This window comes from Acinetobacter sp. AS167 (assembly GCF_037152175.1).
GTDB lineage: Bacteria > Pseudomonadota > Gammaproteobacteria > Pseudomonadales > Moraxellaceae > Acinetobacter.
In genome coordinates this window covers 145,314-163,660 of sequence record NZ_JBBCMP010000005.1, presented here as the reverse complement: position 1 = coordinate 163,660, position 18,347 = coordinate 145,314, and the positions used below count along the sequence as shown (strand labels likewise).

12 protein-coding genes are annotated in these 18,347 nt (G+C 39.4%); 8 read left to right on the top strand and 4 right to left on the bottom strand.

The annotated features are described in order from the left end of the window. Position 1: 1 nt before the first annotated feature. The 6 genes from WFN33_RS11115 to WFN33_RS11090 all read left to right on the top strand — a co-directional run bounded on the left by WFN33_RS11115 (position 2) and on the right by WFN33_RS11090 (position 11,472). Entirely contained in the window at positions 2-3,115 is a 3,114-nt protein-coding gene (locus tag WFN33_RS11115) for a multidrug efflux RND transporter permease subunit (protein WP_336953150.1), read from the top strand. Continuing rightward, complete coding sequence (locus tag WFN33_RS11110) at positions 3,112-6,207, top strand: efflux RND transporter permease subunit (RefSeq protein WP_336953149.1); 3,096 nt, start codon at positions 3,112-3,114, stop codon at positions 6,205-6,207. Before WFN33_RS11115 ends, WFN33_RS11110 begins: the two co-directional genes overlap by 4 nt. 18 nt (positions 6,208-6,225) lie before the next feature. Next, entirely contained in the window at positions 6,226-7,623 is a 1,398-nt protein-coding gene (locus tag WFN33_RS11105; protein WP_336953148.1) for an efflux transporter outer membrane subunit, read from the top strand. 980 nt (positions 7,624-8,603) lie between these two features. Further along, the gene (locus WFN33_RS11100) at positions 8,604-9,923 is read left to right on the top strand and encodes an NCS2 family permease (protein ID WP_004721188.1); all 1,320 of its coding nucleotides are present in this window, start codon (positions 8,604-8,606) and stop codon (positions 9,921-9,923) included. Between the two features lie 121 nt (positions 9,924-10,044). Then, positions 10,045-11,046 carry an adenosine deaminase gene (locus WFN33_RS11095; RefSeq protein WP_336953147.1) on the top strand — a complete coding sequence of 334 codons (1,002 nt, stop codon included), beginning with the start codon at positions 10,045-10,047 and terminating at the stop codon, positions 11,044-11,046. Between the two features lie 69 nt (positions 11,047-11,115). Further along, positions 11,116-11,472, top strand: coding sequence for a hypothetical protein (locus tag WFN33_RS11090; RefSeq protein ID WP_336953146.1), 357 nt, complete (start codon positions 11,116-11,118; stop codon positions 11,470-11,472). Between the two features lie 72 nt (positions 11,473-11,544). On the opposite strand, the gene WFN33_RS11085 is transcribed toward WFN33_RS11090, so the two are convergent. Next, on the bottom strand, positions 11,545-12,096 hold the full coding sequence (locus WFN33_RS11085) for a cytochrome b (protein WP_004721181.1): 552 nt from the start codon (positions 12,094-12,096) through the stop codon (positions 11,545-11,547). A gap of 224 nt (positions 12,097-12,320) precedes the next feature. Here WFN33_RS11085 and WFN33_RS11080 point away from each other — a divergent pair, with 224 nt between their 5' ends. Next, complete coding sequence (locus tag WFN33_RS11080; RefSeq protein WP_336953145.1) at positions 12,321-12,698, top strand: hypothetical protein; 378 nt, start codon at positions 12,321-12,323, stop codon at positions 12,696-12,698. 247 nt (positions 12,699-12,945) lie between these two features. Further along, on the top strand, positions 12,946-13,515 hold the full coding sequence (rnhB, locus tag WFN33_RS11075; RefSeq protein WP_336953144.1) for a ribonuclease HII: 570 nt from the start codon (positions 12,946-12,948) through the stop codon (positions 13,513-13,515). A gap of 79 nt (positions 13,516-13,594) precedes the next feature. Here the strand turns inward: rnhB and csrA are convergent, their stop codons facing one another. The 3 genes from csrA to alaS all read right to left on the bottom strand — a co-directional run bounded on the left by csrA (position 13,595) and on the right by alaS (position 18,126). Beyond that, entirely contained in the window at positions 13,595-13,846 is a 252-nt protein-coding gene (gene csrA, locus WFN33_RS11070; protein ID WP_004721174.1) for a carbon storage regulator CsrA, read from the bottom strand. A gap of 242 nt (positions 13,847-14,088) precedes the next feature. Beyond that, complete coding sequence (locus WFN33_RS11065; protein ID WP_336953142.1) at positions 14,089-15,369, bottom strand: aspartate kinase; 1,281 nt, start codon at positions 15,367-15,369, stop codon at positions 14,089-14,091. Positions 15,370-15,432: 63 nt separating this feature from the next. Next, positions 15,433-18,126: an alanine--tRNA ligase gene (gene alaS / locus WFN33_RS11060; protein ID WP_336953141.1), complete on the bottom strand. Its 2,694-nt coding sequence runs from the start codon at positions 18,124-18,126 to the stop codon at positions 15,433-15,435. Positions 18,127-18,347: the final 221 nt, after the last annotated feature.

Sequence of the window (18,347 nt, the reverse complement as noted above, 5' to 3'; positions counted from 1 at the left end):
CATGAATATTTCACGGTTCTTTATTTTACGTCCAGTCGCAACCACATTATTGATGTTAGCACTATTGTTAAGTGGCTTCTTGGTTTGGCGATTGTTACCTGTTTCTGCTTTGCCACAGGTCGATTATCCAATTATTCAAGTCTATACTTTTCAACCTGGCGCCAATCCCGATACAGTACAACGTACAATCACCGCACCACTCGAACGAGAAATGGGCAAAATTGCGGGTTTAAAACAAATGTCTTCCAGTAGTTCAGTGGGGGCATCCGTCATTACCTTGCAGTTTGAACTGAGCGCAGAGCTTGGTGTCGTTGAACAAGAAGTACAGTCAGCACTCAGTACCGCCAGCAGTAAATTACCCAATGATCTACCAGCACCACCGGTTTACCGTAAAGTAAATCCTGCTGATGTTCCTGTGATTACCCTTGCCATCAGCTCAGAAACTTTACCTTTAACCACTGTCTACGACATGGTGGATACCCGAGTTGCACAAAAGCTTTCTCAGCTTTCAGGTGTAGGGATGGTGAGCCTTGCAGGGGGGCAACGTCCAGCAATACGCGTGCAAATGAATGCTATGGCACTTGCTGCTTATAAAATGAGTGCTGAGGATGTACGCTCCGCAATTAATTCTGCCAATGCGAATCAACCCAAAGGAAGCTTTGATGGTCCATATCGCACCACAATGTTGGATGCCAATGATCAGATTCGTTCGATTGCAGATTATGAAAATTTAATCTTACGCTGGAACAATGGTGCTCCGATACGTCTGAAAGATGTGGCAAAAGTCATCGAAGGTAGTGAAGACCGCTATATGGCTGCATGGGCAGATAGTCAATCTGCAATCTTAGTCAATGTGCAGCGTCAACCAAATGCCAATGTGATTCAAGTTGCAGATCAGATTAAACAGATATTGCCTGAACTACAAAAGAATCTGCCTGAAAATGTCGAAATTCGGGTGTTAACAGATCGAACAGAGAGTATTCGTAGTTCCATTGATGATGTGCAAAAAGAATTGGTTTTTGCCGTATGTTTGGTGGTGATGGTCACTTTTCTCTTTTTAAGAAATTTATCTGCAACCGTAATTCCAAGTATTGCAGTGCCACTGTCGATTGTTGGTACCTTTGTTGTGATGTATTTTTTAGGCTTCTCGGTCAACAATTTGACCTTAATGGCGCTCACCATTGCGACAGGATTTGTAGTCGATGACGCAATTGTGATGTTGGAAAATATTGCACGACATCGTGAGGCAGGAGAAAGTTTATTACAAGCAGCACTCAAAGGGTCTAAGGAAATAGCTTTTACTTTGATTTCCCTGACGATTTCTCTAATTGCTGTATTAATCCCATTACTGTTTATGGGCGATGTTGTTGGAAGACTGTTCCACGAATTTGCTGTCACTTTAGCAGCTGCAATCGCAATTTCATTGGTGGTGTCACTCACATTGACCCCGATGATGTGTGCATATTTATTAAAAAGTACCAAACATTCAAGTTCACACAGTCGCTGGAGTCTAGATCGCATTATTCAGCATTATGGTAAAGCTTTACAGTGGGTTTTTCGGCATCAAGTGCTGACACTTTCGGTGATGTTGAGTACCGTCATTTTAGCTGGGCTGTTGTATTGGATGATTCCAAAAGGTTTTTTCCCTGTACAGGACAGCGGTGTCATACAAGTGGTCACTCAAGCACCCGATGATATTTCATTCCACGCTATGAGTGAGCGTCAACAAGCACTTGCAGGTCAGATCCTAAAAGATCCTGCTGTGGAAAGTTTGTCTTCATTTATCGGTATAGATACCAATAACCCAAAACTAAGTAATGGGCGTATTTTAATTAACTTGAAGCCGCATGCTGAAAGAGACCGTGTAGATCAGATCATGGCACGTCTACGAGAACAGTTCGCTCAAGTTAAAGGGATTCAAGGTTGGATGCAACCCGTACAAGAGCTGAGCATTGAAGATAAAATCAGTCGAACTCAATATCAACTCAGTATAAGCGCTGCTAAAACGACAGATTTAGCACAATGGACTCCTGTATTTGTTGATGCTTTACGGCAACAACCTGAATTTGCAGAGGTGACCAGTGAAGACGGTGGGCAAGGCTTACAGGCATTTATTGATGTCAATCGAGATGCCGCAGCACGTTTAGGTTTAAACATTGAAGATATCAGTTTAGCTTTACAAAATTTATTTGCGCAGCGCCAGATTGCGACTTTATACACGCAATCCAATCAATATCGTATTGTTTTGGAACTTGACCCAACATTCACTCAAGGTATAGATGCTCTAGGGCAAACCTATATTCATAATAAAAGTGGAGAGCCGATATTACTCAGTTCTGTTGCCAATATTGTGCAAAAACGCGTGCCTACTATTCTGCAACAGCAATCACAATTTCCAGCCAGTGGGGTATCTTTTAATCTTGCATCAGGGGTCGCGCTCGGGGATGCGATCAAAGCGATTGATCGCGTACAACAGCGTCTAAATCTACCAACAGAAGTAAAGGTGAAACTACAAGGTGCAGCCGCTGCTTATGAGAACTCACAACAACATACTTTCTGGTTGGTGATTGCAGCAATAGTGACCATGTACATTGTGTTAGGCATTCTGTACGAAAGTTTTATTCATCCGATAACTATTCTTTCTACTTTGCCTTCTGCTGCAATTGGTGCTTTGTTGGCATTGTTTTTGGTCAATCGGCCATTGGACATGATTGCCTTGATTGGGATCATTTTATTGATTGGTCTGGTCAAGAAAAATGGCATCATGATGGTGGATTTTGCTTTGGCTGCACAACGTCATGAAGGATTGTCACCACAGCAAGCGATTTATCAAGCCGCATTGATGCGTTTTCGCCCAATTTTAATGACCACACTCGCGGCGCTGGTTGGGGCAATCCCATTGATGCTTGCGTCAGGTTCAGGCGCAGAATTACGTCAGCCTCTCGGGGGCGTCATGGTGGGTGGTCTGATTTTAAGTCAAGTCCTCACGTTATTTACCACACCAGTAGTTTATTTGTTTTTTGATCGTCTGCAATATTCATTACAACACACCAATTCAGATTTAACTGTAGATGATTTCCCCCCAGATCATGATACGACAAGGAGAGAGTTTTGACCTTTCTCTCGACCTTTATTCATCGACCTGTTGCCAGTATTTTACTTGGGATCGCAATTGTATTATTGGGTATATTGGCCTATTTTCGCTTACCTGTAGCCGCTTTACCACAGGCAGATATTCCAACGATTGTGGTGCGAGCAAGTTTACCTGGTGCAAGTCCTGAAAGCATGTCTGCCACTGTGGCGACGCCGTTAGAGCGTGCCATGATGGGCGTTTCAGGGGTAAAAGCGATTAATTCTTCAAGTAATCAAAGCGCAACCCAAGTGGTTTTGCATTTTGATTTAAAGACTGACATCAATGAAGCCGCCAGAGAGGTCCAAGCTGCAATCAATGTTGCGATGTCACAGTTGCCTTCTGGAATGCCAAGCCCCCCTGAATATTTCAAGATCAATCCAAGCCAGAGTCCAATTTTTTATTTGGCATTGAGTTCGGAACATCTTTCTGCGGGCAAACTCTATGAAATTGCCAGCAATCAGCTCCAGCCAAATCTTGCGCAAATTAATGGGGTTGGTGAAGTTGTCATTGACGGGGCATCTATGCCAGCTGTGCGAATTCAACTCAATCCAAATGCCTTGATTTCACAAGGGGTGTCTTTGGAGCAAGTTCGTGAAGCGATTGTAAAAAGTAATACAGTACAAGCCTTAGGGGTAATTGAGACTGAACAGTTACGTTGGCAAGTTGAGCTTCCAAATCATTTAAAAAAAGCGGATGATTTTGCCAATTTGATCGTGCATCAAAATGGTCAGACAGTTGTTCGTTTAAAAGATGTGGCTGAGGTACAGGATTCTGTCGAAAACCGATATGTAAGTGGTTTCCACAATGGCAAACCAGCGGTGATTATTAAAATCAGCCGTCAGCCCAATGCAAACACCGTTGCCACAATCGAAAAGATCAAAGAAAAACTACCTGAGTTAAGCACATTAATTCCAGCAGATTCACAACTGACCACAGTGATGGATGGATCGGAAATTATTCGGGCAGGCTTAAATGAGGCAAGAGATACTTTATTATTTTCCATGCTTTTGGTGATTATTGTGGTCGCTCTGATGTTAGGTCGTCTGCAAAGTGCTCTTGTTCCAAGTATTGCCTTGATTGTGACTTTGATTGGCGCATGCAGTTTGGTTTATCTCGCGGGATTTTCACTGAATAACTTGTCAATTATGGCAGTCATTGTTGCGATTGGACTTGTAGTTGATGATGCAATTGTGGTTTTGGAAAATATTGAACGCCATATAGAACAGGGTGAACAACCTGTACAAGCTGCCTTAAAGGGTATTCAAGAAGTCGGTTTGACCTTGTTAGCAATGAATTTAGCTTTGGTAGTGATCTTTATTTCCGTGCTATTTATGGGTGGTGTAATCGAGAGACTGTTTAGAGAATTTTCTTTAACCTTGATTTTTATCATTATTCTATCTGTATTTGTCTCTCTGGTCCTTACGCCAAGTTTATCCGCACGCTGTTTAAAACCATTGGAGCGTTATCAACATCAGGCTTTGTATCGCTATAGCCATCGCTGTATGCAAGGTTTGAGTCGGCTCTATTTGCATTCACTAAAATGGATGATTAAACACGGTTATTTGGTCATTTTGCTATGGGGCGGTGCAATTGCTGCCTCTGTATATGTGTATCAAACATTACCCAAACGTGTATTACCTGAGCAAGATACCGGACGGGTTGAAGCTTTTATTCGAGGGGATGATGGCTTCTCCTTTCAAATTATGCAACCCAAAATCGCCACCTTTAGTGAAAGTGTATTAAAGGATCCCGCAGTCAAAGATGTGATTGGTACGTCTGGTGGTGCTGGCGGAATCACCAATTCATTTTTAATGGTGAGTTTAAAACCTAAAGCAGAGCGAGATGGCAAATCTTCACATGAAATTGTAGACAGAATTAAAAAAAATGCCCCATGGTTGGCAGGTGCGATTTTCTCTGCACAAGTCAAACAGGAACTAGAATTGGATGATCCATTTTCAAGTGGAAGTGGGCAAGATTATTTGTTGTTACTGCAATCTGATAATGTTGCGTTATTACGTCAGTGGGTGCCTAAAGTCGCTCAGGCAATGCAGAAACTTCCAGAGTTAGAAGAAGTTGAAACCATGGGCGATGAAGGTGCTCAGCATGTGACTTTAGACATTGACCGTGAAGCTGCACGTCGTTTGGGGGTGGATATAGACAATATTTCAAGCGTACTCAATAACTCATTTTCGCAGCGCCAAATTTCGACTATTTATGATCAAACCCAACAGTTTTATGTGGTGATGGAAGTTGATAAACACTTTACTGAACACCCTGAAGCGCTGGCAAATGTACGTATTCCAAATCAACAAGGTATTGCAGTGCCTCTGAGTAATTTTGCCACATGGTCTTATGGCATCACCAATGATCGGGTTTATCGACGCAACCAATATGCCGCAATGGGGATTGGTTATGTGGTTAAACAAGGCTATAGCTATGAACAAGCGGATGTAGCTATTCGGAGTGTTTTACCCGAAGTCATGTTACCCAATGAAATTTTTATCATGACAGATAAAGATGTAGAGGCAGAAAGTTTGCAGACTGGTTTATCGACCCCTTTACTTGTCTGTGTGGTGATCTTACTTATTTATATTGTTCTCGGGGTTACCTATGAAAGTCTGGTTCATCCATTGACGATTTTATCGACAGTACCCGCTGTGGCTTTGGGGGCTTTGCTAACCTTATGGTTATTTAATTTCCAATTTACCTTAATTGCACTCTTGGGCATGTTTTTATTGATTGGAATTGTTTTAAAAAATGCCATTCTTTTAATTGATTTTACTTTATTGGAAAGAAGAGCAGGCAAGACTGCATATCAGGCTATTTTGTCTGCCGCAGCACTTCGTTTTCGTCCAATTCTGATGACTAATACCGCAGCGTTGCTGGGTGCAATTCCACTGGCACTTAGCTGGGGAGAAGGGGCAGAGCTACGTCAGCCTCTAGGTGTTGTCATTGTGGGTGGTTTAGCTTTGGGTCAATTATTGACGTTGTATACAACGCCAGTCTTGTATTTGGTGTTGGAAAAATGTGCTGAATCTTGTTTGAAATTTAAAAGTAAATACGCACTTCATTAAGGTAAATAGGAAAATATAATGCAGAGTTTAATCGTTAAAAATGTCATGTGCCTTAGTGTTCTATTGATGTTAACTGCATGCAATTCTACTGTTGTGTTGCATCCGCCTGAATATAAAGTGCCTATCCTTCAAACGGATGATCATTATAAATATGCTGTTTTAAATTGGGAAAAAACCTCAAACATAGAAGTCAATGCCAACACTTGGTGGGAAATCTTTCAAGATCCTATTCTCAGTCAATTGATGCAACAATTGAATCAAGAAAATTTGAGTCTGAAACAGGCAGAAGCACGATATCAACAAGCCAATGCCTTACTTGAGCAGCAACACGCAAACCGTTTGCCAAGTTTAAAGTTAAATGGTTCTGCACAACGTAGTGGAACAAAGGATAGTACACCAAACAACCGATTTACGGCGGGTGTTCAAGTCAGTTGGATTCCTGATTTATGGGGCAGAGTCGCCAAAGCGATTGAAGGGCAACAAGCAAATTTAGATGCTTCACAGGCTGACTTAGCCGCAGTTAAACTTAATCAGCAATTATTGGGCACAGAAACCTATTGGAATATCCGAGTACTGGATGCGCAGTTGGATGTTTTACAACAAACTCAACACAGCTATCAACGTTCCGTCAAAATTTTAAATAACCAATATGTTGCCGGGATGAGCGCGCGAGCGGATGTGATACAGGCTGAAACACAACTCAAGCAAGTGCAAATCCAGCAGATAGAAACCCAACGAGAACGTGATTTACAAGAAAATATTTTAGCTGTGGTACAAGGTAAAACGGTTGCTCAATTTCAATTGCCCAAACAAAAACAGTACTTTCAAGTTCCAATATTACCAAGTCAGCTACCAAGTCGGATGCTTATCCAGCGTCCTGATGTGATACGTGCTGAACGTGAATTGGCTGCAACACATGCCCAATTGGGCTTGGCTCAAACAGCATGGTTACCCGATCTCAGTATTGGCCTAACGGGTGAATTAAATAGTCTCGTATTGAGTCAACTGTTTCAAGCACCACAGTACTTGTGGTCGACTGGATTACAAACAACGGCATTGATATTTGATGGTGGAAAACGTAAGGCTGAGATTGCACAAGCACAAGCGAGTTATACTGAAAAAGCAGCGGCTTATAGACAGGCTGTTTTAACGGGTTGGAAAGAGGTAGAGGACGCACTTATTCAGTCATCCAGTTTTAAACAACAACAATCTGAACAATTTGAATTGTTTAAGATTGCTTTGGAAAATGAACAAGTCGTGACTCGACGTTATAATGCAGGCTTAGTCAGCTATTTAGAAGTCATCACTGCACAGAATTTAAGATTACAGGCAGAACAGGCAACTTTACAACTTAAGCAATTACAGTTAAAAAACACAGCTCAACTGATTGCCGCCTTAGGTGGTAATATAAGTTAAGGTTCTAAAAAGCAATTAAATCACTGGATTTATAACTTAAATTTAATTAATTCAATATCTTATATTATTTTTAAGGTGTGTAATCTAAAGTGTGAAAACCCTTATTGGTGACTATTTTATGCTTTCAAAGATTATTATTGAATTCGATTTAAGCAATGAGAATGATCATTTTATAAAAAGGTTGCTGTGCTTCATGTGAGAACAATGCGTATTTTGCTAAAACAATATTTTAGCTAGCGAGTGCACCGAATAGGGCTATTGTGTTTTTTCATATTGTTATTTAATTCGATGTTTTAAATCACAATTTTGATAATTAGCAGTACTTTATATGTATGACTCAATTCAACGTTTTGTATGCACTATGAAAGTGCAAGTTTAGATTAGTGATTAATTAAACAATTTTATTGTTAAAATGTTATTTATGTCACATTTATGTGTATAATTGTGGGAATTTATACCTCGATCTGATTTTGAAATGGTAAAGCTTGTAACTTTTTTCGTGTTAAGTAGTGTGATATTTCTAGGCTATTTCTCTTATGTGGATTCTCAACAAAGAAAATATGAAGAAATGCAAAATATTATTAAAGATGCGAATTTAACCATTCGGAAAATTGAGTCTAATCCTAATAATCACAATCATCTAAAAGTAAGTAATACCGTGATTTGATTTAAGTGCTGTATATCCTTAAAGCACTAAACTTCTGAGTTCACATGAATTGGATGACTAAAAGAGTCAGATTGATAAAATTATTTAAACTGTATGTTATAATTTGTAATATGTAATCGATAACGACCGTTAAACCTTCTAGAAAATGAAAGCTGCTAATCTGCAGCTTTTTTAATTCAAGTTTTTTATCGGAAATGTCATTTTGGTATGTTTATTGAATGCTGAATTATGGCCTAAATTGAAGGCATTTAGCATTTTTTTAAATGAACTCGATTTTATCAACGAATAGCTCAAACTTAACAGGGGCTCAACAATGACGAATCCAAATCCTTCAGCGGGTTTGCTCGAACGCTTATTTAAACTGAGCGAAAATAAAACAACGTTTAGAACCGAAATACTGGCAGGTTTAACGACATTTTTAACGATGTGTTACATCATTATTGTTAACCCATTGATTCTTTCAGAAACAGGTATGGATCATGGCGCCGTATTTGTGGCAACGTGTTTGGCCGCTGCGATTGGTTGTTTGGTCATGGGGGTGGTTGCAAACTATCCGATTGCACTTGCACCGGGTATGGGGCTGAATGCTTATTTTACTTATTCCGTTTGTTTAGGTATGGGCGTTGAATGGCAAACCGCTTTGGCTGCTGTATTTGTTTCCGGACTCGTTTTCATCGCAATTAGCATGTTTAAAATCCGTGAAGCCATTGTCAATGCAATTCCAATGTCATTGAAATTTGCAATCGGTGGTGGTATTGGATTATTCCTTGCACTGGTTGCATTGAAAAATTCAGGCATTATTGTTGCAAATCAAGCAACTTTGGTGGGTTTGGGTGATTTAAAGCAACCTACAGTTTTACTGACTTTATTGGGTTTTTTCCTGATTGTGATTATGCACCACTATAAAATTCGTGGCGCAATTATTATCAGTATTTTAGCGATCACTGGTATTGCAACAGCTTTAGGCTTAAACGAATTTAAAGGAGTTGTTGGTTCGATTCCTTCTATTGCACCGACTTTCATGCAAATGAATTTTGAAAACTTATTTACAGTAAGTTTGGTAGGCGTGATTTTCGTATTCTTCTTGGTTGATTTATTTGACTCAACCGGAACATTGGTCGGGGTTTCACATCGTGCGGGTTTATTGAAAGATGGTAAATTACCACGTTTGAAAAAAGCGCTGTTTGCTGATTCAACTGCAATTGTTGCTGGTGCTGCTTTGGGTACATCATCAACAACACCTTATATTGAGTCATCTGCGGGTGTTGCTGCAGGCGGTCGTACAGGTTTAACTGCAGTTGTTGTTGGTATTTTATTTTTAGCGTGTTTATTTTTAGCGCCACTGGCTCAATCTGTTCCTGGATTTGCGACCGCTCCAGCATTATTATTTGTTGGAGTGCTGATGATTCAAGGCATCATCAATATTGAATGGGATGATATTACCGAAGCAGTTCCAGCATTTTTAACCATTGTATTTATGCCATTTGCTTATTCAATTGCAGACGGTATTGCAATGGGCTTTATCAGTTATGCATTGGTTAAATTATTTACAGGTAAAGCCAAAACTGTTCCATATATGGTTTGGATCATTGCTGTGCTCTGGGTGATTAAATTCGTTGCATTTGGTGGTTAATAAATTTAAATAAGGAAAGGGTGTAAACTCAAGTTTGCACCCTTTTTTGTTTTAATCAGATTGAAATGAATCCAAGCGATTTGGATGATTGAAATTTAATTTAATAAGTTTGAGGAAAAACGTGAATAGATTAGAACTTATTCGTGCCTTACCTAAGGCAGAACTCCATGTACATATCGAAGGCACGTTTGAGCCTGAGCTGATGTTTGCGATAGCTCAACGTAATCAAATTGATATCCCGTATAAATCTGTAGAAGAAGTCAAACAAGCATATAACTTTCATAACCTACAGTCTTTCCTTGATATTTATTATGCAGGTGCAAATGTACTGATCAATGAACAAGACTTTTATGATTTAGCTTGGGCATATTTTGAAAAATGTGCAGAAGATAAAGTTGTACATACTGAAATGTTCTTTGATCCGCAAACGCATACCGACCGTGGTGTAGCATTTGAAACGGTAATCAATGGTTTACAGCGCGCGTGTGATGATGCCCAAACAAAGTTGGGTATAAGCTCTCATTTAATCATGTGTTTCCTACGTCACTTAAGTGAAGAAGCAGCATTTGAAACATTAAAGCAAGCCTTGCCTTATAAAGATCAAATTATTGCTGTAGGCTTAGATTCAAGCGAAGTTGGACATCCACCAGCTAAGTTTGAACGAGTTTTTGCTCAAGCACGTAAAGAGGGTTTCTTGGTGGTTGCGCATGCGGGAGAAGAAGGTCCTGCTGAATATGTATGGGAAGCTTTAGATTTATTAAAAGTAAACCGTATTGATCACGGGGTACGTTCAGAAGAAGACCCAGCCCTGATGCAACGTTTAATTGCAGAAAAGATGCCTTTGACTGTTTGCCCACTGAGCAATTTAAAATTGTGTGTGGTGGATAATATGGCACAACATAATATTCATCGTTTATTGCAAAAAGGAGTGCATGTGACTGTTAATTCAGATGACCCATCTTATTTCGGTGGCTATATGAATGATAATTTTATTTCGATTGCTGAAGCACTAGATCTTTCCAATACAGAGTTAAAGCAATTGGCAAAAAATTCATTTGAAGCGTCATTTATTTCAAATGAAGAAAAGCAAAAATGGAACAATCAAATTGATCAATTGGCTTAAATCAAGCTATATTCTTTAAGCCTATAAAAGCAGTGTGTGAACACTGCTTTTTTTCATAAGGAAAATAGAATGAAATTTTTAACAACAAGTTTAACCTTATTCATTATTTTACCTGTGACTATTGCATGTGCAGACTCAAGTACAGAAACGATTACGCATAAGATGTTAAAACCATTAATCGAACAGCAGTGCGCCAGTGAATTAAAAGCTTCAAAAATTTGGCAAGCATCTTCATTTTTATGGACTGCTACACAGCAGCAACATGCACAGCAAAAAGTTTGTGGCTGTGTCAGTGAGAATGCTTTGAATGATATCCCTGCTAAACAGCTGGTTATGGCAACTTTTAATGAAGCTACAAAAAATAAGCTGATTCAACAGGCGGTGATAAATAGTTTAAAAGGTTGTGCAAAAGAAGCATTAAAGTAAAGATCTAGAATTTAAAACATAATAAAAATATAAAAAAGCACACCGTTTGATGTGCTTTTAATTTGTATTTGACTAGCCTTGTCTTGTCATACTTTTCAACACATTGTCTTTATCAATAAAATGATGTTTGAGCGCAGCGAGAACATGTCCGACAAGAAGTAGACCAGCAGCCCATGAAATATAAATATGTAAAGGTTTCACAATCGCTGTTAAATCGGGATTATCTTGAACAAGTCTTGGAATTTCAAATAAGTACAATACAGGCACGGGATGACCAGCACTCCAGCTAAATAAACATCCAGTGATTGGCAATGCCAATAACATGAAATATAAACCTAAATGTCCTAAATGAGCCAAAGTTTTCATTAATGGTGACATTGTTTCAGGTAGTTCAGGAGCAGGGTGTGTATAACGCCAAAAGATACGGATAATGACTAAAAAGATAATTACCGATGCAATATTTTTATGTAAGGTGATGACATCACCTTTAAACGGCCCATCGACATCATAGCTTAAAAAATTGCCACTATAAAAACCAATGACCCAAGCGGTAATAAAGATGATTGCCATAATCCAATGCAACCATTGTGCTGTCCTTGTATAGTATTGTGATTTTTGTTGCATGACACAGATTCCAGTTTAATTTAGTGCTTATGATATGGATTTTATTTAAAGAAATCATTTCTAAAAACTCAACGTATTGTTTTAAATTTGCAACGCTTAAAGCAATAATTGTGAAATATTTATCCATTTAGCATCTAATGAGTTGATTATTGAAATAATTAGTTTAATACAAGTATAAGTTTAGGCAAAATACCCTAGCTTTATCTCATAAAAAGGAAAAAATTGTGAAAAATCGTGTTGTCTTGCTTGCTTCAATCGCTTTAGCTCTAACGGCTTGCGCGACCAATGACCCAACAGGTGCTGCAGCAGCGTCAACAACTCAGCAGTTAGGGGGTGTTGCGCTTAAAATCGCGATAAATGCGAAATGTACAACTGAACTGAATAATTTACCTGCTTGGAAGACTGCAACAAAAGTCATGACTACAGATCAGAAAAACAATGTACAAAGTGAAATTTGTGGTTGTGTCAGTGAAAAAGCACCACAAAGTGTCAGTACTGTAGATTTGGCAACGGCTGCTTTAGACCCTCAAGCACGTGCAACGATTGTTTCAAACGTTGTGACAAAAACAATCAATGCATGTGTTGCTGAAGCAATGAAATAATTGCATTAAAACCAAAGATATATGAATTTATTGATATAGATTTTTGTATTTTAATAAATTCATGGTCTTAGGGTTGATGCTCTTTTCTTAAAATTAAGTCATTCACTCTAAGCAAAGTATTTTAAATTTTGCTCAGTCCATTGAATTTATGTAGAAAGAAAAAGGTCTAAAATCTGTCATCATCTCAAGGTGATGATGTAAGAACTCAGATAAAATCTATTGAGCTTCTTTTATGATAGGAAAGAAAATGTTAGTTGCTGGTGTAGATGAAGCAGGACGAGGTCCTTTGGTTGGCTCTGTGGTTGCAGCTGCTGTTATTTTAGATCCAAACAATCCAATTCAAGGGTTAAATGACTCTAAAAAATTAACTGAAAAAAAACGTGAAAAGTTGTTTGTTGAAATTCAAGAAAAAGCGATTGCTTGGGCAATTGCTGAAGCAACACATCAAGAAATTGATGAGCTGAATATCTTGCAAGCTTCATTATTGGCAATGAGACGTGCAGTAGAGACCCTTAAAACCATACCTGAACATGTGCTTGTGGATGGAAATAAAGTTCCTAAAGGCTTAAGCATGAGCTGTGATGCGGTCGTAGGAGGGGATGCTCTACATGCTGAGATCAGTGCGGCAAGTATTTTAGCCAAAGTAACACGTGATCATGAAATGGTTGAGTTAGACAAGCAATATCCACAATTTGGTTTTGCAAAACACAAAGGCTATCCAACCAAAGCACACTTTGAAGCTATTGCTGAGCATGGGGTGATTGAACAGCATCGCCGTAGCTATTCGCCAGTCAAAAAAGCACTGGGTCTTGAATAAAACGGATGATGTTTTTTACTGATCAATAAAAATTTAAAGCGGCTTAAAAGCCGCTTTAGTTTCCAAAACCACTATAATCTTAACGATTATAGGTGTTTTGCGAATTATCATCTTCAAAAGAAGGTTGATAATCTTGATCAATATGTTGCAAATGCTCGTGCATAGCACGCTCATGTTGAATACGTTGATAAATTTCTTCGCGATGTACAGAAACTTCTTTTGGGGCATTTACACCAATACGAACTTGGTTGCCTTTAACACCAAGCACAGTAACACTGACTTGATCCCCAATCATCAAAGTTTCTCCGACACGGCGGGTCAGAATCAGCATGTTTATCTCCTTGCTTAAACGCTAAACCTGCGATGAATTTCTAAAAAATAGAAAACACAACTTTAAATAGCACCGATAATTTTAACAGAATAATGTGACAAGTTTTTCATTTTCACATAGCTCTATTGAAATTTCTCTAAAACCTCAAAACTAATATAACAGAGCCACTATAGAAAACACTATAGTGGCTCTGATTTTTTCTTGGTCAAAACAGCGAATAAGTTGCTATATTTGATCAAAAATTACGCACGCGCACTCGATTCGCCATGTTCACGATCTAAACCGAAAGCTGTGTGTAGTGAACGAACAGCAAGTTCTAAGTAATTTTCTTCAATAATCACAGAAATTTTAATTTCCGAAGTTGAGATCATTAAGATATTGATACCTTCATCTGCAAGTGCAGTAAACATTTTACTTGCAACACCTGCATGAGAACGCATACCTACACCGACAATCGAAACTTTGACAATATCATCACGTGTAGCAACTTCACGTGCACCAATCGCTGTAGCAGTTTCTTCTAAGATTGCTTTGGCTTTTTTAAGCTCACTACGATTCACTGTAAAGGTAAAGTCAGTAGTACCATCTTCTTCAACGTTTTGGATGATCATATCCACTTCAACGTTTGCAGAACCAATAGGTGATAAGATTTTAGACGCAATACCTGGTTCATCAGGTACACCTAAAATTGTTAATTTAGCTTCGTCACGGTTAAATGCGATACCAGAAATAATTGGCTGTTCCATATTGTCTTCCGCTTCAGTAGTGATTAGTGTTCCGACATTGTTTTTGAAATCTTCGTCGAATGCGCCATCATTGTCATTATCAAAACTTGATAATACGCGTAAAGGCACTTGGTATTTTCCTGCAAATTCAACAGAACGAATCTGCAATACTTTAGAACCGAGAGATGCCATTTCAAGCATTTCTTCAAATGAAATACGATCAACTTTTTTTGCTTTAGGTGCAACACGAGGATCAGTGGTATAAACCCCATCCACATCTGTGTAAATCTGACATTCATCAGCTTTTAATGCCGCAGCAAGTGCAACACCAGAAGTATCAGAACCGCCACGGCCTAAAGTTGTTGTATTACCATCAATGTCGAAACCTTGGAAGCCTGCAACAACAATGACACGACCTGCATCCAAATGATTTGTCATCACATCTGTATCAATAGATTCGATACGGGCTTTGGTAAACGCGCTGTCAGTTTTGATACCAACTTGGCGACCTGTGAGTGACTTAGCTTCAACACCAATTGAATTGAGCGCCATTGCTAACATTGAAATCGTTACCTGTTCACCCGTAGACACCATTTGGTCTAGTTCACGAGGATCAGGGGTTTCGGTAATGGCTTTCGCTAAAGCCAATAAGCGGTTTGTTTCACCACTCATTGCGGATACAACCACTACGACCTTGTGGCCGTGGTCATGCCAACGCTTTACACGACGAGCAACATTTAAAATGCGCTCGGGAGTACCCATAGAAGTACCGCCATATTTTTGAACGATTAATGCCATAGTTGTTCCATATAAGCCATGACCCTAATCGGCATTAGGGTCAGTTACACAAAAGGTGAAGTATTATTTTTGAGCAAGCCAAGCAGTTAAATCTGCCATTACTTGTTCAAACTTCTCGTTTAGTGGCGCGCCACCTTGTGCTAAGTCAGGTTTACCACCACCTTTACCACCCAACTCAGTAGCTAAGTGTTTGATGATGTCACCCGCTTTTAGATTTGCAGTAAAATCTTTAGCTACAGAAGCGATAAGGCTAACTTTTTCACCCTCTACAGCTGCAAGCACAATCACTGCATTATCTAATTTTGATTTGACACTGTCATGAAGATGGCGAACAGACTTCGCATCTTGTCCCTGAACTGTGGCAATAAGTGTTTGGCGACCTGAAATTTCTGTCACTTGATTGATTAAATCAGAGGCTTGGAAGTTCGCCAATTTTTGATTCAATTGCTCGATATGTTTTTGCAATTGATGTGCTGTTTCTAGAGTTGATTGAACTTTTTCAACTGTTTGATCTTTCTGTGCTTTTAATAAGTCATTGATATGCAAAATGTCTGCATCAAATTTTTGAACAATTTCAAGCGCTTTGGTACCTGTGACAGCTTCAATACGACGAACACCTGCTGCAACACCACTTTCAGAGGTGATTTTAAACAGACCAATATCGCCAGTGCGTTTAACATGGATACCACCACAAAGTTCGATAGAGAAATTTTTCTCATCTTTGATTGAGCCCATAGAAAGTACACGAACTTCATCACCATATTTTTCACCGAACAACATCATTGCGCCTTTTTCTTTAGCGGCATCGATGTCTAAAAGTTCAGTAGAAACGGCGGTGTTTGCAATCACTTCACGGTTTACAATACGTTCAACCTGTTGAATTTGTTCAAATGTCACAGGTTGGTCATTGGCAAAATCAAAACGTAAAATGTCAGAAGCGACCAACGAACCTTTTTGTTGTACGTGCTCGCCCAATACTTGACGTAAAGCGGCATGTAAAAGGTGAGTTGCAGAGTGGTTGCGTGCAGTAGCTTCACGAAGATCGGCTTTTACAATTGCTTCAACATTTTGAGTCGCTTTTAAGCTTCCCATTGTCACGATGCCTTGGTGGACAAACGCGCCGCCAGATTTTTTAGTATCTTGAACTTCAAAAATACCCGTATCGTTTTTGAACACACCTGTATCACCAATTTGACCACCGCTTTCTGCATAGAATGGTGTTTGGTTCAATACGATCAGTGCTTCGTCGCCTTCAGCAATTTCATCAACTTGTACGCCATCTTTGTAGATCGCAATAATTTGACCTTGACCTTGAGTTGCTTCATAGCCATCAAATTGAGTATCGCTATCTACTTTCACAATACTGTTATAGTCAACAGCAAACTTGCCTGCATCACGTGCACGTTGGCGTTGTGCTGCCATTTCAACTTCAAAACCTGCTTCGTCAATTTCCAGTTCGCGTTCACGTGCGATATCTGCAGTTAAATCAGCAGGGAAGCCATAAGTGTCGTAAAGTTTAAAGACTGTTTCGCCTGGAATGGTTTTACCCTTAAGATTGGCTAATTCACCTTCAAGCAGTTTTAATCCTTGTTCAAGCGTTTTCGCAAACAATTCTTCTTCACGAACCAAAGCAGCTTCAATCACATTACGACGTTGTTCAAGCTCAGGATAAGCAGTGCCCATGGCATCGATTAATGGTTGTAACATTTTGTAGAAGAATGTACCCGTTGCGCCCATTTTATTACCATGACGTACTGCACGACGGATAATACGACGCAATACATAACCACGACCTTCATTTGAAGGATTAACGCCATCTGCGATCAGGAAGCAACATGAACGGGCATGGTCTGCAACTACTTTAAGTGAAGCAGGGTATTCAATTGGTTTATTGTTTGCTTGTGCAGTTGCAACCGCTTCAGATGTATCAACACCAATAATTTCAGCAGCAGATTTTAATAAATTTTGGAACAGGTCAATTTCATAGTTTGAATTGACATGCTGTAAAACAGCAGAAATACGTTCCAAGCCCATGCCTGTATCTACAGATGGTGCAGGAAGATTATGCAGTACGCCATCAGCAGTACGGTTAAACTGCATGAAAACGTTGTTCCAGATTTCAATGAAACGGTCACCATCTTCTTCAGGTGTACCCGGTAAGCCACCCCAAATATGATCGCCATGGTCAAAGAAAATTTCAGAACAAGGACCACACGGACCAGTATCACCCATTGCCCAAAAGTTATCAGAAGCGTATTTTTCGCCTTTATTGTCACCAATACGGATAATACGATCTGCAGCTAAGCCAATTTCCTTGTTCCAAATGTCAAAAGCTTCATCATCTGTATGATAAACAGTGGCATATAATTTATCTTTAGGTAGTGCCAACCATTCTTCACCCGTAAGGAAATCCCAAGCGAAACGAATCGCGTCACGCTTAAAGTAATCACCAAAAGAGAAGTTACCTAACATTTCAAAGAATGTATGGTGACGTGCTGTATAACCGACATTATCTAAGTCGTTGTGCTTACCGCCTGCACGGACACATTTTTGCGACGTCGTTGCGCGAACATAGTCACGTTTTTCTAATCCAAGGAAACAGTCCTTAAACTGGTTCATCCCTGCGTTGGTAAAAAGCAGAGTAGGGTCATTGGCAGGTACAAGTGAACTTGACGCGACACGTGTATGTCCTTGCGATTCAAAGTAGCGCAAAAATGCTTCACGTATTTCAGCAGTTGTCATAAAACGAGTACTCACAACCAAGTCACTCCTTAATTTTCGTATTGGCTAAAAGTGCGTTGCTGAGTCTGATTTTTGCGCTCAGTCACCACACGGGCTTATTTGTAAAAACGCCAAAGTATAACGGAAAATGTAGTGTCCACCAATGATTTTAAGGTGAATTATTGGTATTTCTATACATTTTCAACTTTCGTCTGGAGTAAATTTTGGTTGTATAAATTTAAAACTTAGCCACTTTA

Coding starts and splice junctions, on each gene's coding strand:
- WFN33_RS11115 (WP_336953150.1), top strand. CDS start 2: ATGAATATTTCACGGTTCTTTATTTTACGTCCAGTCGCAACCACATTA.
- WFN33_RS11105 (WP_336953148.1), top strand. CDS start 6,226: ATGCAGAGTTTAATCGTTAAAAATGTCATGTGCCTTAGTGTTCTATTG.
- WFN33_RS11100 (WP_004721188.1), top strand. CDS start 8,604: ATGACGAATCCAAATCCTTCAGCGGGTTTGCTCGAACGCTTATTTAAA.
- WFN33_RS11090 (WP_336953146.1), top strand. CDS start 11,116: ATGAAATTTTTAACAACAAGTTTAACCTTATTCATTATTTTACCTGTG.
- WFN33_RS11085 (WP_004721181.1), bottom strand. CDS start 12,096: ATGCAACAAAAATCACAATACTATACAAGGACAGCACAATGGTTGCAT.
- rnhB (WP_336953144.1), top strand. CDS start 12,946: ATGTTAGTTGCTGGTGTAGATGAAGCAGGACGAGGTCCTTTGGTTGGC.
- csrA (WP_004721174.1), bottom strand. CDS start 13,846: ATGCTGATTCTGACCCGCCGTGTCGGAGAAACTTTGATGATTGGGGAT.
- WFN33_RS11065 (WP_336953142.1), bottom strand. CDS start 15,369: ATGGCATTAATCGTTCAAAAATATGGCGGTACTTCTATGGGTACTCCC.